Here is a 20,359-nt window from a genome sequence, read left to right as displayed (position 1 = left end):
AAGGTGGTACCACTCCTTCCCATCCCGAACAGGACAGTGAAACGCCTTCGCGCCGATGATAGTGGACGGACGTCTGTGAAAGTAGGTCATCGTCAAGCTCTTATCCCTCAAAGCCCCGCCGTTCACGGTGGGGCTTTGTCTTTAGCGATAACAGTTCGAACTCAGGCTCAAAATGAGCCCGGAAATGAACGTCCAATTGACGCCGCAAGGGCGCTATCAATCACGCTGCAAGCCGCGCCAATGCTGAATGTGCCGAAATAACAACGCCCGTGGATGGGTGGGTATTGTGCGGTAAGATTGTCCGAGTCAATTCGTTGGAGCGTTATCGTGAGTGATCCCCAGACCCCCGTGCCCGGCACAACGTTGGACCTGCGCACGCTGACCCATGTGGCATACGGTTTATTCGCCCTGGGATTTCTGACAAGTGGAATTCTGGGCATTGCGACATTGGCGGCCGTGGTGCTGATGTACCTGAAACGCTCTGACGCCGCCGGCACGGTTTACGCTGGCCACTTCGATTGGATGTTGCGTACGTTCTGGTGGGCGATGCTGTGGCTGGCGATCAGCGCCATCGCGGTGTACATCTTCATTGGCTGGATCAGCTTGATCGCGACGGTCGTGTGGGTGCTGTATCGCTTGATCAAAGGCTGGCTGGCGCTGTTGGAAGGCAGCTCACCGACTCCCTACGCCTGATTGGGAAAAAGCGTCTTGTAGGCGCTTAGAAGGCCGGCAGAAATGCCGGCTTTTTTACGTCCACGAATTGGCTGTGATCGCGATGCCCTCGCAAAGACGCGTCGCGCGCAGACAGGCGTTAAGCGCGTCCCGACGCAAGGGCTTGGACGCACATACGAGCAGACACAACGGCGCGTCAAACGGGGCGCAAACGGGGCGATCCGAAAGTGCTGGGGCGGTATGGGGATTGAGCTTCGCCGCATCCACAGAACGTGGATTTGGGATGGTGCGCCGAAGATGGCGCAGCTGAACAGAGGGTTGGCTAGCCCGGCGAAAAGCCAGGGCGTCGCGACAATCCAGGAGGCAGGGACGTACGGGGTACGCCCTTTGCCTGCTTACTTCAGATGTGCGTTGACCAGTTTGGTCAGTTCGAACATCGTGACCTGATCTTTGCCAAAGATCGGGCGCAGCTTGGCATCGGCGTTGATGTTGCGCTTGTTGCTGGCATCTTGCAGGTTGTGCTTCTTGATGTATTCCCAGATCTTCTTGGTGACCTCGGTACGCGGCACGGCTTCCGAGCCGATGACAGCGGCCAACTCGGCGCTGGGGGTCAGGGGCTTCATGAATGCAGCGTTCGGCTTGCGCGCGGTCGCGGGTTTGGAGGTTGTGGCCATAATGCGGCGCTCCTTCTCTGGCTGTTGGAAAAATTGTCCTGCGGCCGGAGCATAACGTGTCTCTCTGGTAAAGACAAAGGCATTTATCCTCTGTAGCAACTAAAATATACGCACCGTCCCCTCTATCACGCCATTCTGTAACCTCCTATGTACGCACGATCTGCCTTGGAATCAATTCGACTTTTTCATGACGAGTTGACTGCGCTGCGACGCGATTTGCATGCCCACCCCGAATTGGGTTTCGAAGAGGTGCGAACCTCCGGGATCGTCGCCGGCGCGTTGGAAGCGTTGGGCATCGAAGTGCATCGGGGGATAGGCAAGACGGGCGTGGTCGGCGTGATACGTGGCCGCCGCTGCGACAGCGGCCGCATGATCGGGCTGCGCGCGGACATGGACGCCTTGCCGATGACCGAGGACAACGACTTCGGTCATAAGTCCACCAAGCCTGGCTTGATGCACGGATGCGGTCACGACGGGCACACGGCGGTGCTGATCGGTGCCGCCAAATACTTGGCTCAGACGCGCAATTTTGACGGTACGGCAGTCTTGATTTTCCAACCCGCCGAGGAAGGCCGAGGTGGTGCGCGCGCGATGCTGGAGGATGGCCTTTTCGACACGTTTCCGTGTGATGCCATCTATGCCCTGCACAACTGGCCCGGCTTGCGGCCAGGTACCATCGGCATCAACCCTGGGCCGATGATGGCGGCGGCAGATCGTTTTGAGATCCAGATCACCGGGCGCGGCGGCCATGGCGCGCATCCTTATCAAACCATTGATCCGGTAACCATCGCCGGCCAGATCATCACGGCGCTCCAGACGATCGTGTCGCGCAACGTGAACCCGCTGGATTCCGCCGTGGTGTCGATCGGGTCGATGCAGGCGGGCCATCCCGGCGCCATGAGCGTCATCCCGCGCGAAGCCAAGTTGGTGGGCACTGTGCGTACGTTTCGCAAGTCGGTCCAGGAAATGGTCGAGACTCGCATGCGAGAGCTGGTCACCGCAATCGCCAGCGCGTTCGGCGGGACCGCTGAACTGATCTACGAACGCATCTATCCCGCCACCTTGAACACGCCGCAGCATGCGAACCTGGTGGCCGACATCGCCACCGAGATGATCGGCAAAGAAAACGTGGTGCGCGATCTGGTGCCGTCGATGGGCTCCGAAGATTTCTCGTTCATGTTGCAGAGCAAGCCAGGTGCATACTTCCGCCTGGGCCAAGGCGGCGCCGAGTCCGGCTGCGTGCTGCACAACTCTCATTTTGATTTCAACGATGCGGTCATTCCCCTGGGCAGCGCGATGTTCGCCGCGCTGGCAGAACGGGGCATGCCGCTGGCAGATTAAGAAGCCTCTTCCATGTCTACTCAAAGCACGACTCAGCTTACTATCACCCGCCCTGATGATTGGCACCTGCATCTGCGCGATGGCGCGGCACTGGAAGCCGTGGTGGCCGACACCGCGCGCCAGTTTGCGCGAGCCATCATCATGCCGAATCTGAAGCCGCCGGTGACCACCACCGAGCAGGCGCTGGCGTATCGGGATCGCATCCTTCAAGCGTTGCGCAAGGCGGGTGGCAACGCCGACGCCTTCACTCCGCTGATGACGCTTTATCTGACGGACAACACCTCAGCCGAAGAGATCCGCAACGCGCATGCATCCGGTCAGGTCTACGCGGTGAAGCTCTATCCCGCGGGTGCGACGACCAACTCGGACGCCGGCGTGACTGACTTGTTGGGCAAGTGCACCCAGGCGCTGGAAGCATTGGAAAAATGCGGAATGCCGCTGCTCGTGCACGGCGAGGTGACGGATCCTGCTATCGACGTATTCGACCGCGAAGCCATTTTTGTCGAACGCGTCATGAAACCCTTGCGCCGCGCATTCCCGGCCTTGAAGGTCGTGTTCGAACACATCACGACGAAAGAAGGCGCCGAATATGTGCGTGATGCTGAAGGGCCGACGGCCGCGACGATCACCCCTCAGCACATGCTCTACAACCGCAACGCGATCTTCCAAGGTGGCGTGCGCCCGCATTGGTATTGCCTGCCAATCCTGAAGCGCGAAACGCACCGCCTTGCCCTGGTCGAGGCCGCCACCAGCGGCAGCCCCCGGTTTTTCCTGGGAACGGACAGCGCACCGCACGCCCGCGGCCTGAAGGAACACGCCTGCGGCTGTGCGGGTTGCTACACCGCGCTGCACGCGATGGAGCTGTATGCGACCGCGTTTGATGCCGTGGGCAAGCTGGACAAGCTGGAAGGCTTTGCAAGCTTCCATGGTCCGGATTTTTATGGTCTGCCGCGCAATACCGGCACGCTGACGCTGGTGCGCGAAACGTATCAGGTGCCCGAAGAACTGGCATTCGGCAACACGACGCTGGTGCCGTTGGCGGCGGGTGAGGCGCTGGCTTGGCGCGCTCACGCTTGAGCGGGACAGGGCGCGCTCGGGCGCGGCCACTAACGTGAATCGGGGTGATCGGCATGTTGCCGATCACCCCGATTTTTTGCTGTGTCGCGGGCGGTCAATAGGCCGATATAGATGTGCCTATATATAGATGACCAAATATAAGCTGCCGAAAAAAGGCGTGCCGGCGTTTTACAGCGTGCCGTCGCGGCGAGCTTCCAGCAATTCCCAACGCGCGAACTTTTCTTCAAGCTCGCTTTCCAGCTTGGCCAGTTCGCCGTTGATGCGCTCGACTTCCGCCGGCGCGTCGCGGTAGAGGCTGCCGTCCGCCAACTTGCCGGCCAGTTCCGCCTGCTGCGCCTCCAGCGCGGCGATGGCATCGGGAAGGCCTTCAAGCTCGCGCAAGTCCCATGCATTGATCTTGCTGGCCTTGGCCGGCTTGGCACGGGCCACTTTGGCGCGCGCGGCGCTTTCGTCAGCGGGCTTGGCGGTGGCTTCCACATCGGTTTCCACTGCGGCAGGCGCGGGCCGCTGCGCCACCCATTCATCGTATCCGCCGACGTAATCGCGCCAGTGTCCGTCGCCTTCGTAGGCGATGGTCTGCGTGACAACGTTGTTCAAAAACGCCCGGTCGTGGCTGACCAGCAGCACGGTGCCGGCATATTCCTGCAACAGCTCTTCCAGGAGCTCAAGCGTTTCGATGTCCAGGTCGTTGGTGGGTTCGTCCAGCACCAGCACGTTGGCAGGGCGGGCGAACAGGCGCGCCAACAGCAAGCGGGCGCGTTCGCCGCCGGACAGGCTGCGCACGGGCGAGCCGGCGCGGGCGGGCGAGAACAGGAAGTCGCCCAGATAAGTCATCACGTGTTTGCGGGTGCCGCCGATTTCAACCCATTCGCTGCCCGGGCTGATGATGTCCACCAGCGACGCGTTTTCATCCAGCTGCGCGCGCATCTGGTCGAAATACGCGACGGCCACATTGGTACCCATTCGCGTCGTGCCGCTGTCGGGCTGCATCTCGCCCAGGATGAGCTTGAGCAGCGTGGTCTTGCCGGCGCCGTTGGGCCCGATGATGCCGATGCGGTCGCCGCGCAGGATGGTGGTGGAGTAGTCGTTCACGACCACCTTGTCGCCGAAGGTCTTGCCGACATGCTCGAGCTCGGCCACCAGCTTGCCCGAACGTTGGCCCTCAGCCAGTGCCAACGAGACGTCGCCAATTCGCTCACGACGTTCAGCGCGCTGGACCCGCAGGCTTTCCAGGCGGCGCACGCGGCCTTCATTGCGCGTACGGCGGGCCTCGACACCCTTGCGGATCCAGACTTCTTCCTGCGCAAGCAGCTTATCGAAGCGGGCCTGTTCCAGGCGTTCAGATTCCAGCCATTGGGCCTTGCGTTCCTGCCACTGCGAGAAGTTGCCGGGAAAGCTCAGCAGGCGGCCGCGGTCCAGTTCGACGATGCGGGTGGTGACGGCGTCCAGAAAGCGCCGGTCGTGGGTGATGATGACGGCGGCGCCGCGCCAGCCGCGCAGCATCTCTTCCAGCCAGGCAATGCCTTCGAAGTCCAGATGGTTGGTGGGTTCGTCCAGTAGCAGAAGGTCGGGTTCTTCAACCAGGGCGCGCGCCAGGGCGACGCGCTTGCGCGTGCCGCCCGACAAGCCCGCGATCTGCACGTCAGCGGGCAAGCCCAGCTTTTCCAGCATGGCGCGCACGCGTGAAGGGCGTTGCCAGTCTTCATGGTCGCCTTCCACGTTGCAGACCACGTCGAACACCGTGGCGTTTTCGTCCAGCTCGGGTTCCTGTTCGACGGTGGCCACGCGCAACCCCGAGCTGCGGGCGATGTCGCCGTCGTCGGGCAGCGTGCGGCCGTCCAGCAGCCTGAGCAGCGACGACTTGCCGGCGCCATTGCGGCCAATCAGGCCGATGCGCTCGCCGGCCTGAATGGCGAAGTCGGCATGGTCCAGCAACGGGTGGTGGCCATAGGCCAGCTGAATGTCGGTCAGGGTGATGAGGGTAGCGAGGGCCATGTAGTCGGTCTTTTCTGCGGCTTCTAAGCGGATCAACGCGTATTGTCGCAGGAACCTCGGCAAGCCGTTGAATGGGCCAAGACCGGGGCGTGTCGGGGACAGTGCCGCTACCTGTAATAGAATACGAACCGCAAGACGGGTTGGGCGATCGCGGTGGATGCGAATCCATCGAGGAAGGTCCGGACTCCACAGGGCAGGATAACGGCTAACGGCCGTCCGGCCGCGTCCTCGGGCGCGGTTGAGGAATAGGGCCACAGAGACGAGACTGGGAAGCGGGCGCGCTTTGCGCGCACAGGTACGGCCATCTCCGTATCGCGTCGTTCGGCAACGAATGGCGGCGTCTCAGGGTGAAACGCGGCAACCTCTATCCGGAGCAACATCAAATAGGCATGCGTGCGGCCCTCGGGTCGCGAAGGGCGGCTCCGTCCAAGCATGCGGGTAGATGGCTAGAGCGGCTCAGCAATGATCCGCGCAGAGGAATGATCGTCCGCCAGGGCAACCTGGTGTACAGAATCCGGCCTATAGACCCGTCTTGCATCGAATATTCCCACTCGCGCGGCGCCGGGCATCAATGCCTGGCCGCGCGGCATGCGCCGGCGATTTTTTCCCGGCGCCAAAATGGGGCGTTCGGCGGGAAGCCTCGCCAACCGGTGCAAAGGGCGCGGCGTAAAACAATGCAAAGGCATCGTTAGCCGCTACTTCTGACGAAGGACTTTTAGTGTGTGCCGCAACCTCCTGATAAATCAGGAGGTTTTTCTTTTTGCGGTTTTACATATTGGCCTAAGTCCTTGTTGTGATTGAAAAAATTGCAACCACTCGCTTGACCGCCCCATTGCCATACCGTAGAGTGGGAAATAGTAGGAAATTGTGCAATTAAGTGGGGTAAAAGTGGTGTTTCAGGGAAGCAGCGCACTCACGCTGGATGCGAAGGGGCGGATCTCGATTCCGACCCGGCATCGTGACGCGCTCATGTCGCAGGCCGATGGCCGGCTGACCCTGACCCGCCACCCTGACGGCTGCTTGCTGGTGTACCCGCGGCCTGAATGGGAAAAGAAGCGCGAGCAGATCGCCGCTTTTCCCATGACGGCTCGTGCGTTGCAGCGGCTGTTGCTGGGCAACGCTCAGGATGTCGAACTGGATGGCTCCGGCCGGGTTCTGATCGCTCCTGAACTGCGCAACGCTTCCGGTATGACGCGCGATGTGATGCTGCTCGGTCTGGGCGCGCACTTCGAGCTGTGGGACGCCGCTACTCTGGCCAGCCGCGAGGCGGAAGACTTGGCCAAGGGTATGCCGGATGTGTTGAACCAGTTTTCGTTCTGAAAAATTTTATGGAATTCGAACATCGGCCCGTTCTGCTGGAGCCGACGGTGGACGCACTACTGCTGCCAGACTTCGGCGGCAAAGGCGCGACACGGTCGCACTCCCAGACCGAGCCGGATACGGCTACGCGGGCGGAACGCGGCGTGTTTGTCGACGGCACCTTCGGCCGCGGCGGGCACAGTCGCGAACTGCTTGGGCGCTTGGGCAAGTCCGCGCGGCTGGTGGTGTTCGACAAGGACCCCGAGGCGATCGCGGTAGCCAATGCGTTGGCGGCTGCGGACCCGCGGGTCACGGTAGTACATGGCGGCTTTGCCACCATGGCAGAAGAATTGCAGCAGCTCGGCATCGACAAGGTCGATGGCGTGATGCTGGATCTGGGCGTGTCGTCGCCTCAGATCGATGACGCCGAGCGCGGCTTCTCGTTCATGCGAGACGGCCCGCTCGATATGCGGATGGACACCACTCGTGGTCCCACGGTGGCGGAATGGCTGGCGCAAGCCAGTGTGGATGAGATGCGGGAGGTCATAGCGGATTATGGCGAAGAACGGTTTGCTTTTCAGGTTGCAAAGGCGATTGCTGCTCGCCGCGCAACAAGGCCGCTGTGCACCACGCTCGAGCTTGCCGAGTGCGTCGCCAGCGCCGTCCGCACGCGCGAAAAGGGGCAGCATCCGGCCACACGCACCTTTCAAGCTTTACGGATTTACATCAATCGGGAACTCGAAGAGCTCGCGCGCACCCTCGCGGCAGCTCTAGACCTGCTTGCCCCGGGAGGGAGGTTGGCGGTGATCAGCTTTCATTCGCTTGAAGACCGCATGGTCAAGCAGTGCATCGTGGCGGCGGCTCGGCCGGCCGCCGCGCATGCACGCCTGCCGCTGCGCGAAAGCGAGATGCCCCAGCCTATCCTCCGTTCCCTGGGAAGGGTCCAGGCCGAAGACGACGAAGTCTCCGGCAATGCCCGCGCCCGCTCTGCCGTCTTGCGGGTTGCCGAACGCACCGAAACACCGCTGCCCCCCGAGGGCGGTTTTGCGTTTGTGAAGATCGGCTCGTTGCCTGGCAGCGACCTGGCTCCGCCGCCTCGCCGCGGTGGCAAAGGGGGGCGGCGCTGATGGGTCGTGTCAACCTGATCGTTGCGGCGCTACTGATGCTGTCGGCCATTTCCCTGGTCACCAGCCGGTATCAGTCGCGCCAGCTTTTTGTTGAGCTGGGACGCGATCAGGCGCAGGCGCGCGACCTGGAAACCAACTGGCGCCGATTGCAGCTTGAGCGCGCCGAGCTTGCCCGCAATGCGCGGGTGGACGCCATTGCACGTGACGGCCTGAAGATGATCTCCATCGTCCCGGACCGTACGCTGTATGTAAATCAGGCGTCCGGCGCTGCCACCGGAGGCGCGCAATGAAACGCGTTCCCTTCTTCGATAACCCTGTACTGCGCGGGCAACTGCCCACGTGGCGCGCGCGCCTGGTGCTGATACTGCTGTTTGGCGGTTTCACGGTGCTGGCCGGGCGCGCCTTGTTCTTGCAGGGTTTGTCGACGGAGTTCCTGCAGCAGCAGGGCGAACGCCGCTACGAACGCACGCTGACGCTGGCCGCCACGCGCGGCAAGATCATGGACCGCAACGGCGCGGTGCTGGCCTCCAGTGTGCCGGCGCGCGCCATCTGGGCAATCCCGGAAGACGCCAAGCAAGGCACGCCCGCGCAAATGGATGCGCTGGCCAAGTTGCTGGAAACGCCGGTGGCCGACCTGCGCCATCGCCTGGTCGACGAAGACAAGAACTTCGTCTACTTGAAGCGCCAGGTCGCAATGGACGTGGCCGACAAGATCAAGCAGCTGAACATGCCGGGCATCCATCAGCAGCCCGAAACGCGCCGCTACTATCCCGACGGCGACGTCATGGCCCATGTGGTTGGCTTCAACAGCGTTGAAGATCAGGGCCAGGAAGGGGTTGAACTCACGTTCAACCAGCAATTGCAGGGCCGCCCGGGCAGCCGCCGCGTCATCAAGGACCGGCTGGGCCGCGTCATCGAAGACGTGCAGGCCGTGACGTTGCCCGTTGATGGGCGCGACCTGCGCCTGTCGATCGATACCCGCTTGCAGTACCTGGTGTTCAAGGAATTGAAGGACGCCATGGAAAAGCACCAGGCCAAGGGCGCCACCGCCGTGGTCGTGGACGTGCATACCGGCGAAATCCTGGCGTTGGCCAACGTGCCGACGTTTGACCCGAACAAGCGTGAAACCTTTCATGGTTCCAAGCTGCGCAACCAGGCCATTACCGACACGTTCGAGCCCGGCTCCATCATGAAGCCGTTCACGGCCGCGCTGGCGCTGGACCTGGGCCGCATCACGACGTCGACCCTGTTCGAAACGGGCAATGGCCGCTTCACCTATCAAGGCAGCACGATCAGCGACGTCAGCCGCAACGGCACGCTGGACGTTGCCGGGGTGTTGCGCAAGTCCAGCAACATCGGCATGACGATGATTTCCGAGAAGCTGGAATCCCGTGAAATGTGGGACCGCTTCACCGAATTAGGCTTGGGCCAGGCCCCTCAAGTGGGATTCCCCGGCGCAGCACCCGGCCGGTTGCGTCCCTGGGACCGTTGGCGCCTGATCGAAAAGGCCACCATGGCCTACGGCTACGGCCTGTCCGTGTCGCTGCTGCAAGTGGCGCGCGCTTACACCGTCTTCGCCCGTAACGGCGACATGGTGTCGCTGACGCTGGTCAAGCGCGACAGCGACCCGACCAGCGTCAAGATCTACACGCCCAAGACCACCGCCATGGTGCGCGCGATGCTCGAAGCCGCCGCCGGCCCCGAAGGCACCAAGGCAGCCCAGGTGCAGGGCTATCGCGTGGCCGGCAAGAGCGGCACCGCTCGCAAGATCGTCGACGGCAAATACAGCATGCAGCGCTATCGCAGCTCGTACGTGGGTTTTGCGCCAGTGTCCGATCCGAAGATCGTCGTGGCCGTGTCCATCGACGAGCCCACGGTTGGCGGTTATTACGGCGGCGCCATCGCCGCGCCGGTGTTCTCCCACATCGTGGGCGGAAGCCTCCGGTTGATGGGGGTGCGGCCCGACGCGCCTTTTGAATCCACGATTGTTGCTGGTCTCAAGGAGCCAGGCAGATGAGCGCCAACGGCTTCCTCTCTACCCCTGTCGCCACGGTTGCTGAAACCGTGGCGTGGTTGCATGCGCGCGTCTCGTTGACGGCGCATCTGAAACTGGACTCGCGCGATATCGAGCCGGGCGACGTGTTCGTTGCCTGCCCGGGCCTGTCCAGCGACGGACGTCTCTATATAGATAAGGCATTGGCGCTTGGCGCCAGCGCCGTCTTGTTCGAAGCGCCCGCCACCGAAGCGCTTCAGAACGCCGCGTCGGGCACGCCGATGCTGCCGGTGACGGGGCTGCGCGCCTTGCTGGGCGAATTGGCCGACACCTGGTACGGCCGCCCGTCGGCGGCGCTGGCCGTGGTGGCCGTGACCGGCACCAACGGCAAGACCTCGTCGGTGCAATGGATTGCGCACGCGCTCAGCCGCAACGACAAGCCTTGCGGCACCATCGGTACCTTGGGCGCCGTGCTGCCGGACGGCCGCACGCTGGGCGGCGACCTGACCACGCCCGACGTCCTGACCGTGCACCGCACGCTGGCCGCGATGCGCGACGCCGGCGCCCAGGCCGTGGCCATGGAAGCGTCGTCAATTGGTATCGAGCAAGGCCGCCTGGACGGTGTGCGCGTGGCGCTGGCCGCCTTCACCAACCTGACGCGCGACCATCTTGACTATCACGGCACGATGGAACGCTACGAAGCCGCCAAGGCGCGTTTGTTCCAATGGCCTGGCTTGACCGCCGCCGTCGTCAATGCCGACGACGAAGCCGGTCGCCGCCTGCTGGCAAGCCTGCCGCAAGGCATGGCCACGATGGGCTACAGCCTGAGCGATTCGCCCGACATCCCCGCCGCGATGCGCGCGCGGGATTTGCAGGCCACATCGCAGGGCCAGATCTTTACGTTGGTGTCCCCGCACGGCGAGGCCCAGATCGTGACGCGCCTGCTGGGCGCGCACAACGTGTCGAACCTGCTGTTGGTGGCCGGCGTGCTGTACAAGCTGGGCCTGCCGTTTGCACAGATCGCGCGCGAATTGGCCGCGACGGACCCGGTTGACGGGCGCTTGCAGACCGTGGAGCCGATAGCGGTGTCGCCCCAGTCTTCCGCTGGCCGGGGCGCGCTGGTGGTGGTGGACTACGCGCACACGCCGGATGCCTTGTCTCGCGCATTGACCGCGCTGCGCCCCGTGGCCATCGCCCGGTCCGGCCGCTTGATCTGCCTGTTTGGTTGCGGCGGCGAGCGCGATCCGGGCAAGCGCCCGGAAATGGGCCGTATCGCCGCGCAGCTGGCTGACCACGTTGTGGTGTCCAGCGACAATCCGCGCACCGAATCCCCGCAAGCCATCGTCGACCAGATCCTGGCCGGCATCCCGGACGCTGTGCACGCCGACGCCCAGGTTGATCGCGCGCGCGCCATCATGCAGACCATCTGGTCCGCCTCGCCAGACGATGTCGTGCTGCTGGCGGGCAAGGGCCATGAAACGTACCAGGACGTCGGCGGCGAAAAACTGCCCTTTGATGACCGCGAGTGGGCGCGCCTGTCGCTGCTGCTGCCGCAGGTCAAGGGCGTGTCCACGGATACCCGCCGCATCGGCTCGGGAGAGTTGTTCGTGGCGCTGGTCGGCGAGAACTTCGACGCGCATAACTATCTTGACCAGGCCGAAGGCCGCGGCGCCTGCGCGGCCGTCGTGGCGCACGCGGTGCCCGACGCCCGGCTGCCGCAATTGGTGCTGGGCGATACCCGCATTGCGCTGATGCGCATCGGTGCCGCGTGGCGCGCGCAGTTCACGCTGCCCGTGGTGGCGGTGACCGGCAGCAACGGCAAGACGACCACCAAGGAAATGATCTCGGCGATGTTGGCCGAATGGCAGGGCGAGTCGGGCCGTTTGGCCACCGCCGGCAATTTGAACAACGACATCGGCGTGCCGCTGACGCTGCTGCGCCTGCGCGCTGAACATCGCGCCGCGGTGTTTGAACTGGGCATGAACCACCCGGGCGAAATCGCACAGTTGGCCGACATGGCCGCGCCCACGGTCGCGCTGGTGACCAACGCACAGCGCGAACACCAGGAATTCATGCACACCGTGGAAGCGGTGGCGCACGAAAACGGCGCTGCCATCGCTGCGTTGCCGGATGACGGCGTTGCCGTGTATCCCGGCGACGAACCCTATTGCGCCATTTGGGATGCGCTGGCTGAACCGCGCCGCGTGTTGCGCTTCGGCTTGCAGCCCGGGCTGGACGTCTACGCCGAGCAGATCCTTGCCGATGTGGGCTCGACCCGTTGCCGCGTTGTGACGCCGGTGGGCGTTGCGGACCTGGTCTTGCCCGTGCCCGGCCTGCACAACCTGCGCAATGCGCTGGCCGCCATCGCCAGCGCCATCGCAGCAGGCGCGCCGCTGGACGTTGCCGTGCGCGCGCTGGCGGGCTTTGCGCCGGTGGCCGGCCGCATGCAGCACAAACAATTAAGCGACGGAACGTTGCTGATCGATGACACCTACAATGCCAACCCCGATTCGGTTCGCGTGGCCATCGACGTGCTGGCGCGAATCGCCGGCACGCGTGTCCTGGTGTTGGGCGACATGGGTGAAATCGGGGACAACGGCCCTGCCTTGCACGCCGAGGCGGGCCACTATGCGCGCGAGCAAGGGCTTGACGCGTTGATCACGCTGGGCGATGCCAGCCGGGCGGCCGCGGCCGCATACGGACCCGGCGCGCAAGCGTGCACATCGGTAGACGAAGTGGTGGCCGCCTTGCGCGGCTTGCGCCCGTCCAGCGTATTGATAAAGGGATCGCGCTTTATGCGCATGGAGCGGGTAGTGAAGGCTTTTTCCACGAACGACGAACAGACGGCCAAGGCGCAGGGAGAGCAGCATGCTGCTTGAGCTAGCCCGTCTGCTTTCCGATGATGTGCGCGCCCTGGGCGTGTTCGAATACATCACGTTGCGCGCCGTGCTGGCGTGCGCGACGGCGTTGCTGATCGGCCTGGTGGCCGGTCCGCGTGTGATTCGCAAGTTGACCGAAATGAAGATCGGCCAGGCCGTGCGCGCCTATGGCCCGGAAACGCATCTGGTCAAGACCGGCACCCCCACGATGGGCGGCGTGCTGATCCTGATTTCCATCGCCATCAGCACCTTGCTGTGGGCCGACTGGACCAACCGCTTCGTGTGGGTGGTGCTGCTTGTCACGTTCGGCTTCGGCTGGATCGGCTGGATGGACGACTACCGCAAGGTTGTCTATCGCGATCCCGAAGGCATGCCCGCACGGCAAAAATTCTTCTGGCAGGCCACCATCGGCATGGTGGCCGCGGTGTACCTGGCGTTTGCCGTGTCGGCGCCCGCCAACACCGACCTGTGGCCCTTGTTCAAGGCCTGGGTGGGTAGCGGCTTCACGATGTCGCTGCCCACGCGTGCCGACTTGATCGTGCCGTTCTTCAAGTCGGTCAGCTATCCGCTGGGCGTGCTGGGGTTCGTGGCGCTGACCTGGGCCGTGATTGTCGGCACCAGCAATGCCGTGAACCTGACTGACGGCCTGGATGGCCTGGCCATCATGCCCACCGTGATGGTGGGCAGCGCGCTGGGCATCTTCGCCTACGTGGTCGGCCGCGTGGACTATTCCAAGTACTTGCTGTTCCCCTACATACCCGGTGCGTCCGAACTCATGGTGCTGTGCGCGGCGATAGGGGGCGCGGGACTCGCCTTTTTATGGTTCAACGCGTATCCGGCCCAGGTCTTCATGGGCGACGTCGGCGCGCTTGCCCTGGGCGGCGCGCTGGGCACCATCGCGGTCATCGTGCGCCAGGAAATCGTGCTGTTCATCATGGGCGGCGTGTTCGTGGTGGAAACGCTGTCGGTGATGATCCAGGTGACGTGGTTCAAGTACACCAAGCGACGTTATGGAACAGGTCGACGCATATTCCGCATGGCCCCGCTGCATCATCACTTTGAAGTGGGCGGCTGGAAAGAAACCCAGGTGGTCGTGCGTTTCTGGATCATCAGCATGATGCTGGTGCTGATTGGCCTCTCAACCCTGAAGTTGCGATGAATACGATGGAAACCTCCCGCGCTGACGCGCCGCTTGTCCTGATCCTCGGATTGGGCGAGACGGGTGTCGCCGCCGCACGCTGGTGCGCCCGCCTGGGCGCCCGCTTGCGTGTGGCCGACACGCGCGCTGAACCGGGTGGCCTTGCCGCGCTGCAAGAGGCGCTGGCGCAAAGTGATGTGCAGTACCAGCTGGGATGCGATGCGTCGTTTGATCCCGCGCTGCTGGATGGCGTGACGCAAATCGTCCTCAGTCCCGGCCTGGCGCCCACGCAAGCACCCGCCGCCGATCTGCTGCGCGAGGCCGAGGCCCGCGGCATCGAGGTGGTTGGTGAAATCGAACTCTTTGCCCGCGCGTTGGCCGATCTGGCCGAAACGCGCGAATACCGTCCGCGCCTGTTGACCGTAACCGGCACCAACGGCAAGACCACCGTTACTGCTCTGACGCGCGACTTGATCGACGCCAGCGGCCTGTCGGTGGTGGCCGCCGGAAACATCAGTCCGGCCGCGCTGACCGCGCTGATGGACGCGCTGGACAACGATGCGCTGCCGCAGGTGTGGGTGCTGGAGCTGTCCAGCTTCCAACTGGAAACGACGCGCTCGCTGATGGCCGACGCCGCCGTCGTGCTGAACGTAACGCAAGATCACCTGGACTGGCATGGCGGCATGGAATCCTACGCCGCTGCCAAGGCCCGCATCCTGAAGATGGCGCGTATCGCCATCGTCAACCGTGATGACCCGCTTACCGTGGCCATGGTGCCCACCGTGAACGCGCTGAACGTGCGCAGCTTTGGCCGCGACATGCCCGAGCTGGTCGGCGACATGGGTCTTGAACTCGGGCAGGGCGTGGCTTGGCTCGTTGCCTGCGAACCTAGCGATTTCGACGAACCCGCACCGCCCACGCGCCGCAAGAAAGACGCGCCCGAACCCGTGCGTGCCAATGGCCGCAAAAGCCGCCTGATGCCGGTGGACGCGTTGCGCATTCGGGGCATCCACAACGCCTTGAACGCACTGGCCGCGTTGCAGCTGGCCCGCTGCCTGGACCTGGGCTGGGGCGCCATGCTGCGTACCCTGCGCGAATACGCGGGCGAACCGCATCGCGCAGCGTTCGTGCGTCAGATCGGCGGTGTGGACTATATCAACGACAGCAAGGGCACCAACGTCGGTGCCACGGTGGCCGCGCTGGAAGGCCTGGGCCAACCAGTCGTGCTGATCGCCGGCGGGCAAGGCAAGGGCCAGGACTTTTCTCCGCTGATTCCCGTGGTGTCGCGCCATGCGCGCGCCGTCATGCTGATCGGCGTGGACGGGCCCGAGATCGGCCGTGTGCTGGCGTCCACCGGTGTCAACTGCATCACTGTTGATTCGCTGCATGCCGCCGTGCGCGGCGCGGCTGAATTGGCGCAGCCGGGCGACGCCGTGTTGCTGTCGCCCGCTTGCGCCAGCCTGGACATGTTCCGCAATTATCCGCACCGTGGGCAAGTGTTCATGGAAGAGGTCGAAGACCTGGCCCGCGATCGCGGAGAAGTGGCATGAGCCTGATCGCCGATCTCACCGCCAGCGTCAATGCCGTACGGCCCGGCCGTACCAAGATGCGCAACTTCGATCTGCCGCTGGTCATCGCGGCGTCGACCTTGTTGCTGCTGGGCTTGCTGATGGTGTATTCGGCGTCGATCGCGCTGGCCGATGGCCCGCGTTACGCGTCCTATGGCCGCTACTACTTCGTGATCCGCCATGGCCTGTTCGTCAGCGCGGGTCTGGTTGCGGGCGCGGTCGTGCTGGCCATCCCGATCCGGGTCTGGCAGCGCATGGCCGTGCCGCTGTTCGTGGTGGCGATGGTGCTGCTGGTAGCGGTGCTGATCCCCGGCATCGGCCGCGAAGTCAACGGCGCACACCGCTGGATCCCGCTGGGTCCGCTGAATTTCCAGCCGTCTGAATTGATGAAGCTGGCGGCCCTGCTTTACGCCGCCGACTACACGGTGCGCAAGCAGGAACACATGCAGGCGTTCGCGCGCGGCTTTCTGCCGATGGCGTTTGCGCTGGCGGGCGTGGGCATGCTGCTGCTGCTTGAGCCCGACCTGGGCGCCTTCATGGTGATCGTGGCCATTGCCATCGGCATCCTGTTTTTGGGCGGCATCAACGGCAAGTACTTCAGCAGCCTGTTGGGCGTGCTGGTCAGCACCTTCCTGATGTTGATCTGGCTGTCGCCGTGGCGCCGTGCGCGGCTGTTCGCGTACCTGGACCCCTGGAACGAAGACAACGCCTACGGCAGCGCCTATCAGCTGTCGCACTCGTTGATTGCCCTGGGCCGCGGCGAATGGCTGGGCGTGGGTCTGGGCGCCAGTGTTGAAAAACTGCATTACCTGCCCGAAGCGCACACCGACTTCCTGATGGCGGTAGTGGGCGAAGAGCTGGGCTTTGCCGGCGTCATGCTGGTGATCACGCTGTTCGCCATCATCGTCTACCGCGGCTTCGATATCGGACGCCAGGCCATCGCCATGGAACGCACGTTCGCGGGTCTGGTGGCGCATGGCGTGGCGATGTGGTTCGGCGTGCAGTCCTTCATCAACATGGGCGTGTGCCTGGGCTTGCTGCCCACCAAGGGCCTGACCTTGCCGCTGATGAGCTACGGCGGTTCGGGCGTGGTGATGAATCTGTGCGCACTGGCCATGCTGATCCGGGTCGACGTGGAAAATCGCGTGATGATGCGTGGGGGACGGGTATGACCGCCGCGCGCACCATCCTGATCATGGCCGGCGGCACCGGCGGCCACATCATGCCCGGCCTGGCCGTGGCTGATGTGCTGCGCGCCCGTGGCTGGCGCGTGATGTGGTTGGGCAACCCCGACAAGATGGAAGGCAAGCTCGTGCCGCCGCGCGGTATTGAACTGGTGCCGCTGCGCTTTCAAGGCGTGCGTGGCAAGGGCGCGTCCGCGCTGCTGAAACTGCCGTTCCTGCTGCTGCGCGCCTTTGCGCAAGCCTGGTCGCGTCTGGCGGACGTGCGTCCCGACGTGGTGCTGGGCATGGGCGGCTACGTGGCGTTCCCCGGGGGCGTGATCGCGGCCCTGCGCGGCACGCCGCTGGTGGTGCACGAACAGAATGCCGTTGCCGGCACCGCGAACAAGTGCCTGGCAAAGATGTCGCGCCGCGTGCTCAGCGGGTTCCCGGGCGTGCTGCCCAAGGGCGAGGCGATGGGCAACCCGGTGCGCGCCGACCTGTGCGCATTGCCCGACCCGGCCGTGCGTTACGCCAGCCGCTCCGGTCCGCTACGCCTGCTTGTGGTGGGCGGAAGCCTGGGCGCGCAGGCGCTGAACATTGCCGTGCCGCAGGCGCTGGCGCGCTTGCCGCAAGAGCGCCGCCCGGTCGTTGTCCATCAGGCTGGCGAACAACATTTACCCGCGCTGCAACAAGCCTACGCCCAGGCGGGCGTGCAGGCCGACTGCCGCGCGTTCATCGAAGACATGGCGGGCGCGATGAGCGATGCCGACCTGCTGATCTGCCGCGCGGGCGCCATGACGGTGTCCGAAGTGGCTGCCGCGGGCGTCGCCGCCCTGTTCGTGCCACTGCCGCATGCCATCGATGACCACCAGACCGCCAATGCGCGCTTTTTGAGCGATGCAGAAGCCGCTTGGCTACAGCCACAATCCGCCCTGACGCCCGAGTGGCTGGCGGACTGGCTGGCCCAGCGTTCCCGACAAGAACTCCAGGCCGTCGCCGGCCGTGCGCGCGCGCATGCGCAGCCGGAAGCCGCGGCCCATATCGCCGATGTCTGCGAACAAGCAGCGGGGCGTTCATCATGAAACACAGAATTCAACATATCCATTTCGTGGGCATCGGCGGCTCGGGGATGAGCGGCATTGCCGAGGTCCTGCTCAACCTGGGCTACACGATCAGCGGTTCCGACCTGAACGAATCGGCGGTCACGCGCCGTCTGGCCGGTCTGGGCGTGAAGATCGCCATCGGCCATGTGGCCAGCAACGTCACTGGCGCGGCCGCCATCGTCACGTCCACCGCGGTGGCGGGCGACAACCCCGAGGTCATCGCTGCGCGCGCTGCGCGTATCCCCGTGGTGCCGCGCGCCATCATGCTGGCCGAGCTGATGCGCCTGAAGCGCGGCATCGCCGTGGCGGGCACGCATGGCAAGACCACCACCACCAGCCTGGTCGCCAGCGTGCTTGCCGCCGGCGACCTGGACCCCACCTTCGTGATCGGTGGCCGCTTGAATTCGGCCGGCGCCAACGCGCGGTTGGGGCAGGGCGACTACATCGTTGTCGAAGCGGATGAGTCCGACGCGTCGTTCCTGAATCTGCTGCCGGTGATGGCCATCGTGACCAACATCGACGCCGACCACATGGACACCTATGGGCACGATGTGGCGCGCCTGAAAAGCGCGTTCATCGAATTCACGCAGCGCCTGCCGTTCTACGGCAGCGCCGTGCTGTGCTCGGATGACGCCAATGTGCGCGAGATCATGCCCTTCGTGTCGCGCCCGATCACTACCTACGGCTTGAACGAAGACGCGCAGGTGCGCGCTTATGAAGTGCAGCCGTCCGGCACGCGCATGCGCTTTAACGTGCAGCGCACGCATCGCGACACGCTGCTGCCGCCGTTGCAGGTGGAACTGAACCTGCCCGGCCTGCATAACGTGCGCAACGCGCTGGCCGCGATTGCCGTCGCAACCGAGCTGGGCGTGTCCGATGACGCCATCCGCGATTCGCTGGCCGCCTTCAAGGGCGTGGGCCGCCGGTTCACCCAGACGGGCGAATTTCCGGTGCCGGCCACCCATGGCGGCGGCACCTTCACGGTGATTGATGACTACGGCCATCACCCCGTGGAAATGGCCGCCACGCTGGCCGCCGCGCGCGGCGCCTGGCCCGATCGCCGCATCGTGCTGGCCTTTCAGCCGCACCGCTACACGCGTACGCGGGATTGCTTTGAAGATTTTGTACGGGTGCTGGGCACGGCCGACGCCGTGTTGCTGACCGAGGTCTACGCCGCCGGCGAACCGCCGCTGGTGGCCGCGGACGGCCGTGCGCTGTCGCGCGCGTTGCGGGTGGCGGGCAAGGTCGAGCCGGTGTTCGTCGAAGACGTGGCTGAACTGCCGCAGGCTGTGGTCGACTTCGTGCGCAACGGCGACGTCGTGATCGTGATGGGAGCGGGTTCGATCAGCAAGGTCCCCGCCCAAGTAGGAGAACTGGCATGAGCGCGCAATTCGGCAAAGTGGGTGTGTTGTACGGCGGACGCTCCGCTGAACGCGAAGTGTCGCTGATGTCTGGCAAGGGCGTGCAGCAGGCGCTAGCCAGCGCCGGCGTGGACGCGCACCTGTTCGACACGGGCGAGCGCAGCCTGGCTGAGCTGGCCGCCGAAGGTTTTGACCGTGTCTTCATCGCGCTGCATGGCCGCTACGGCGAAGACGGCACGATCCAGGGCGCGCTGGAATTGCTGGGCATTCCGTACACGGGCAGCGGCCCGATGGCATCCGCCCTGGCCATGGACAAGACCATGACCAAGCGCGTGTGGCTGCAAAACGGCCTGCCCACGCCCGAATTCGAAGTGTTGGACGCCGACACGGAACTTCGCCTGGTGCCGGACCGTCTGAGCCTGCCGCTGATCGTCAAGCCGCCGCATGAAGGGTCGACCGTGGGCATCACCAAGGTAGTGGGCTATTCCGACATGAAAGAAGCCTATGCCGCCGCCGCGCGTTTTGACAGCGAGGTGCTGGCCGAACAATTCATCACCGGCCGCGAGCTGACGGTGGCAGTGCTGGGTTCGGGCAAGGGCGCGCGCGCGCTGCCCGTCATCGAGATCGCCGCACCCGGTGGCAACTACGACTACGAACACAAGTATTTCTCGGACGACACGCAGTACTTCTGCCCGGCAACGCTGCCGGACGGCGTGGCTGAAGAAGTCGCCGCAATTGCCGTTAAGGCCTATCAGGCGCTGGGCTGCGAAGGCTGGGGCCGCGCCGACTTCATCCTCGACCGCGACAACCGGCCGTGGCTGCTTGAAATGAATACCTCGCCTGGCATGACCAGCCATTCTTTGGTGCCGATGGCCGCGAAGGCCGTAGGGATCAGCTACGCCGAACTCTGCGTGGCGATTTTGTCCGAGGCCTCGTGCAAAGTGCACAGCGCCCCGCGTAACGCTTGAC

The 20,359-nt window shown here is 64.3% G+C and carries 16 protein-coding genes, 1 rRNA gene and 1 other RNA gene; 16 read left to right on the top strand and 2 right to left on the bottom strand.

Going from position 1 to position 20,359, the window contains the following annotated elements:
• A 5S ribosomal RNA gene (gene rrf / locus AC0Z35_RS18625) occupies nt 1-98 on the top strand; the annotation flags it as partial.
• Between the two features lie 175 nt (nt 99-273).
• Nucleotides 274-693, top strand: a complete 420-nt coding sequence (locus tag AC0Z35_RS18620) for a DUF4870 family protein (protein ID WP_046804327.1) — start codon at nt 274-276, stop codon at nt 691-693.
• A gap of 374 nt (nt 694-1,067) precedes the next feature.
• On the opposite strand, the gene AC0Z35_RS18615 is transcribed toward AC0Z35_RS18620, so the two are convergent.
• A complete protein-coding gene (locus AC0Z35_RS18615; RefSeq protein WP_006217453.1) occupies nt 1,068-1,346 on the bottom strand; it encodes an SWIB/MDM2 domain-containing protein in 279 nt (92 codons plus the stop codon).
• Between the two features lie 147 nt (nt 1,347-1,493).
• On the opposite strand from AC0Z35_RS18615, the gene AC0Z35_RS18610 reads away from it, so the two are divergent.
• Nucleotides 1,494-2,687, top strand: a complete 1,194-nt coding sequence (locus AC0Z35_RS18610; RefSeq protein WP_104143374.1) for a M20 aminoacylase family protein — start codon at nt 1,494-1,496, stop codon at nt 2,685-2,687.
• A gap of 12 nt (nt 2,688-2,699) precedes the next feature.
• Nucleotides 2,700-3,764, top strand: coding sequence for a dihydroorotase (gene pyrC, locus AC0Z35_RS18605; protein ID WP_104143376.1), 1,065 nt, complete (start codon nt 2,700-2,702; stop codon nt 3,762-3,764).
• A 168-nt stretch (nt 3,765-3,932) separates the two neighbouring features.
• Here the strand turns inward: pyrC and AC0Z35_RS18600 are convergent, their stop codons facing one another.
• A complete protein-coding gene (locus AC0Z35_RS18600) occupies nt 3,933-5,759 on the bottom strand; it encodes an ATP-binding cassette domain-containing protein (protein ID WP_120157380.1) in 1,827 nt (608 codons plus the stop codon).
• A gap of 132 nt (nt 5,760-5,891) precedes the next feature.
• Between AC0Z35_RS18600 and rnpB the strand changes: the two genes are divergently transcribed.
• The 12 genes from rnpB to AC0Z35_RS18540 all read left to right on the top strand — a co-directional run bounded on the left by rnpB (nt 5,892) and on the right by AC0Z35_RS18540 (nt 20,358).
• An RNA gene (rnpB, locus tag AC0Z35_RS18595) (RNase P RNA component class A) lies at nt 5,892-6,297 on the top strand.
• 353 nt (nt 6,298-6,650) lie between these two features.
• Nucleotides 6,651-7,079, top strand: a complete 429-nt coding sequence (gene mraZ, locus AC0Z35_RS18590) for a division/cell wall cluster transcriptional repressor MraZ (RefSeq protein WP_006226256.1) — start codon at nt 6,651-6,653, stop codon at nt 7,077-7,079.
• Between the two features lie 8 nt (nt 7,080-7,087).
• The gene (rsmH, locus tag AC0Z35_RS18585; RefSeq protein WP_120153818.1) at nt 7,088-8,185 is read left to right on the top strand and encodes a 16S rRNA (cytosine(1402)-N(4))-methyltransferase RsmH; all 1,098 of its coding nucleotides are present in this window, start codon (nt 7,088-7,090) and stop codon (nt 8,183-8,185) included.
• The gene (gene ftsL, locus AC0Z35_RS18580; protein WP_046804323.1) at nt 8,185-8,475 is read left to right on the top strand and encodes a cell division protein FtsL; all 291 of its coding nucleotides are present in this window, start codon (nt 8,185-8,187) and stop codon (nt 8,473-8,475) included. Before rsmH ends, ftsL begins: the two co-directional genes overlap by 1 nt.
• Nucleotides 8,472-10,202 (top strand): peptidoglycan D,D-transpeptidase FtsI family protein, encoded by a 1,731-nt coding sequence (locus tag AC0Z35_RS18575; RefSeq protein ID WP_046804322.1) that lies wholly within the window; start codon nt 8,472-8,474, stop codon nt 10,200-10,202. Before ftsL ends, AC0Z35_RS18575 begins: the two co-directional genes overlap by 4 nt.
• A complete protein-coding gene (gene murF, locus AC0Z35_RS18570) occupies nt 10,199-13,057 on the top strand; it encodes a bifunctional UDP-N-acetylmuramoyl-L-alanyl-D-glutamate--2,6-diaminopimelate ligase MurE/UDP-N-acetylmuramoyl-tripeptide--D-alanyl-D-alanine ligase MurF (protein ID WP_485132147.1) in 2,859 nt (952 codons plus the stop codon). Before AC0Z35_RS18575 ends, murF begins: the two co-directional genes overlap by 4 nt.
• Nucleotides 13,047-14,216 (top strand): phospho-N-acetylmuramoyl-pentapeptide-transferase, encoded by a 1,170-nt coding sequence (gene mraY, locus AC0Z35_RS18565; protein ID WP_046804320.1) that lies wholly within the window; start codon nt 13,047-13,049, stop codon nt 14,214-14,216. The genes murF and mraY overlap by 11 nt, the downstream gene beginning before the upstream one ends.
• Complete coding sequence (gene murD / locus AC0Z35_RS18560) at nt 14,213-15,745, top strand: UDP-N-acetylmuramoyl-L-alanine--D-glutamate ligase (protein ID WP_485132148.1); 1,533 nt, start codon at nt 14,213-14,215, stop codon at nt 15,743-15,745. Before mraY ends, murD begins: the two co-directional genes overlap by 4 nt.
• A complete protein-coding gene (gene ftsW / locus AC0Z35_RS18555) occupies nt 15,742-16,935 on the top strand; it encodes a putative lipid II flippase FtsW (protein WP_046804318.1) in 1,194 nt (397 codons plus the stop codon). The genes murD and ftsW overlap by 4 nt, the downstream gene beginning before the upstream one ends.
• Nucleotides 16,932-18,008, top strand: coding sequence for an undecaprenyldiphospho-muramoylpentapeptide beta-N-acetylglucosaminyltransferase (murG, locus tag AC0Z35_RS18550; RefSeq protein ID WP_485132149.1), 1,077 nt, complete (start codon nt 16,932-16,934; stop codon nt 18,006-18,008). The genes ftsW and murG overlap by 4 nt, the downstream gene beginning before the upstream one ends.
• Nucleotides 18,005-19,411: a UDP-N-acetylmuramate--L-alanine ligase gene (murC, locus tag AC0Z35_RS18545; RefSeq protein ID WP_120153828.1), complete on the top strand. Its 1,407-nt coding sequence runs from the start codon at nt 18,005-18,007 to the stop codon at nt 19,409-19,411. Before murG ends, murC begins: the two co-directional genes overlap by 4 nt.
• Nucleotides 19,408-20,358: a D-alanine--D-alanine ligase gene (locus tag AC0Z35_RS18540; RefSeq protein ID WP_485132150.1), complete on the top strand. Its 951-nt coding sequence runs from the start codon at nt 19,408-19,410 to the stop codon at nt 20,356-20,358. Before murC ends, AC0Z35_RS18540 begins: the two co-directional genes overlap by 4 nt.
• Nucleotide 20,359 lies beyond the last annotated feature (1 nt).

Source organism: Achromobacter sp. 1L-A-4-B-C2 (assembly GCF_057291955.1).
Note: the sequence above shows the minus strand (reverse complement) of the source record. Positions and strands in the feature narration are given on the sequence as shown.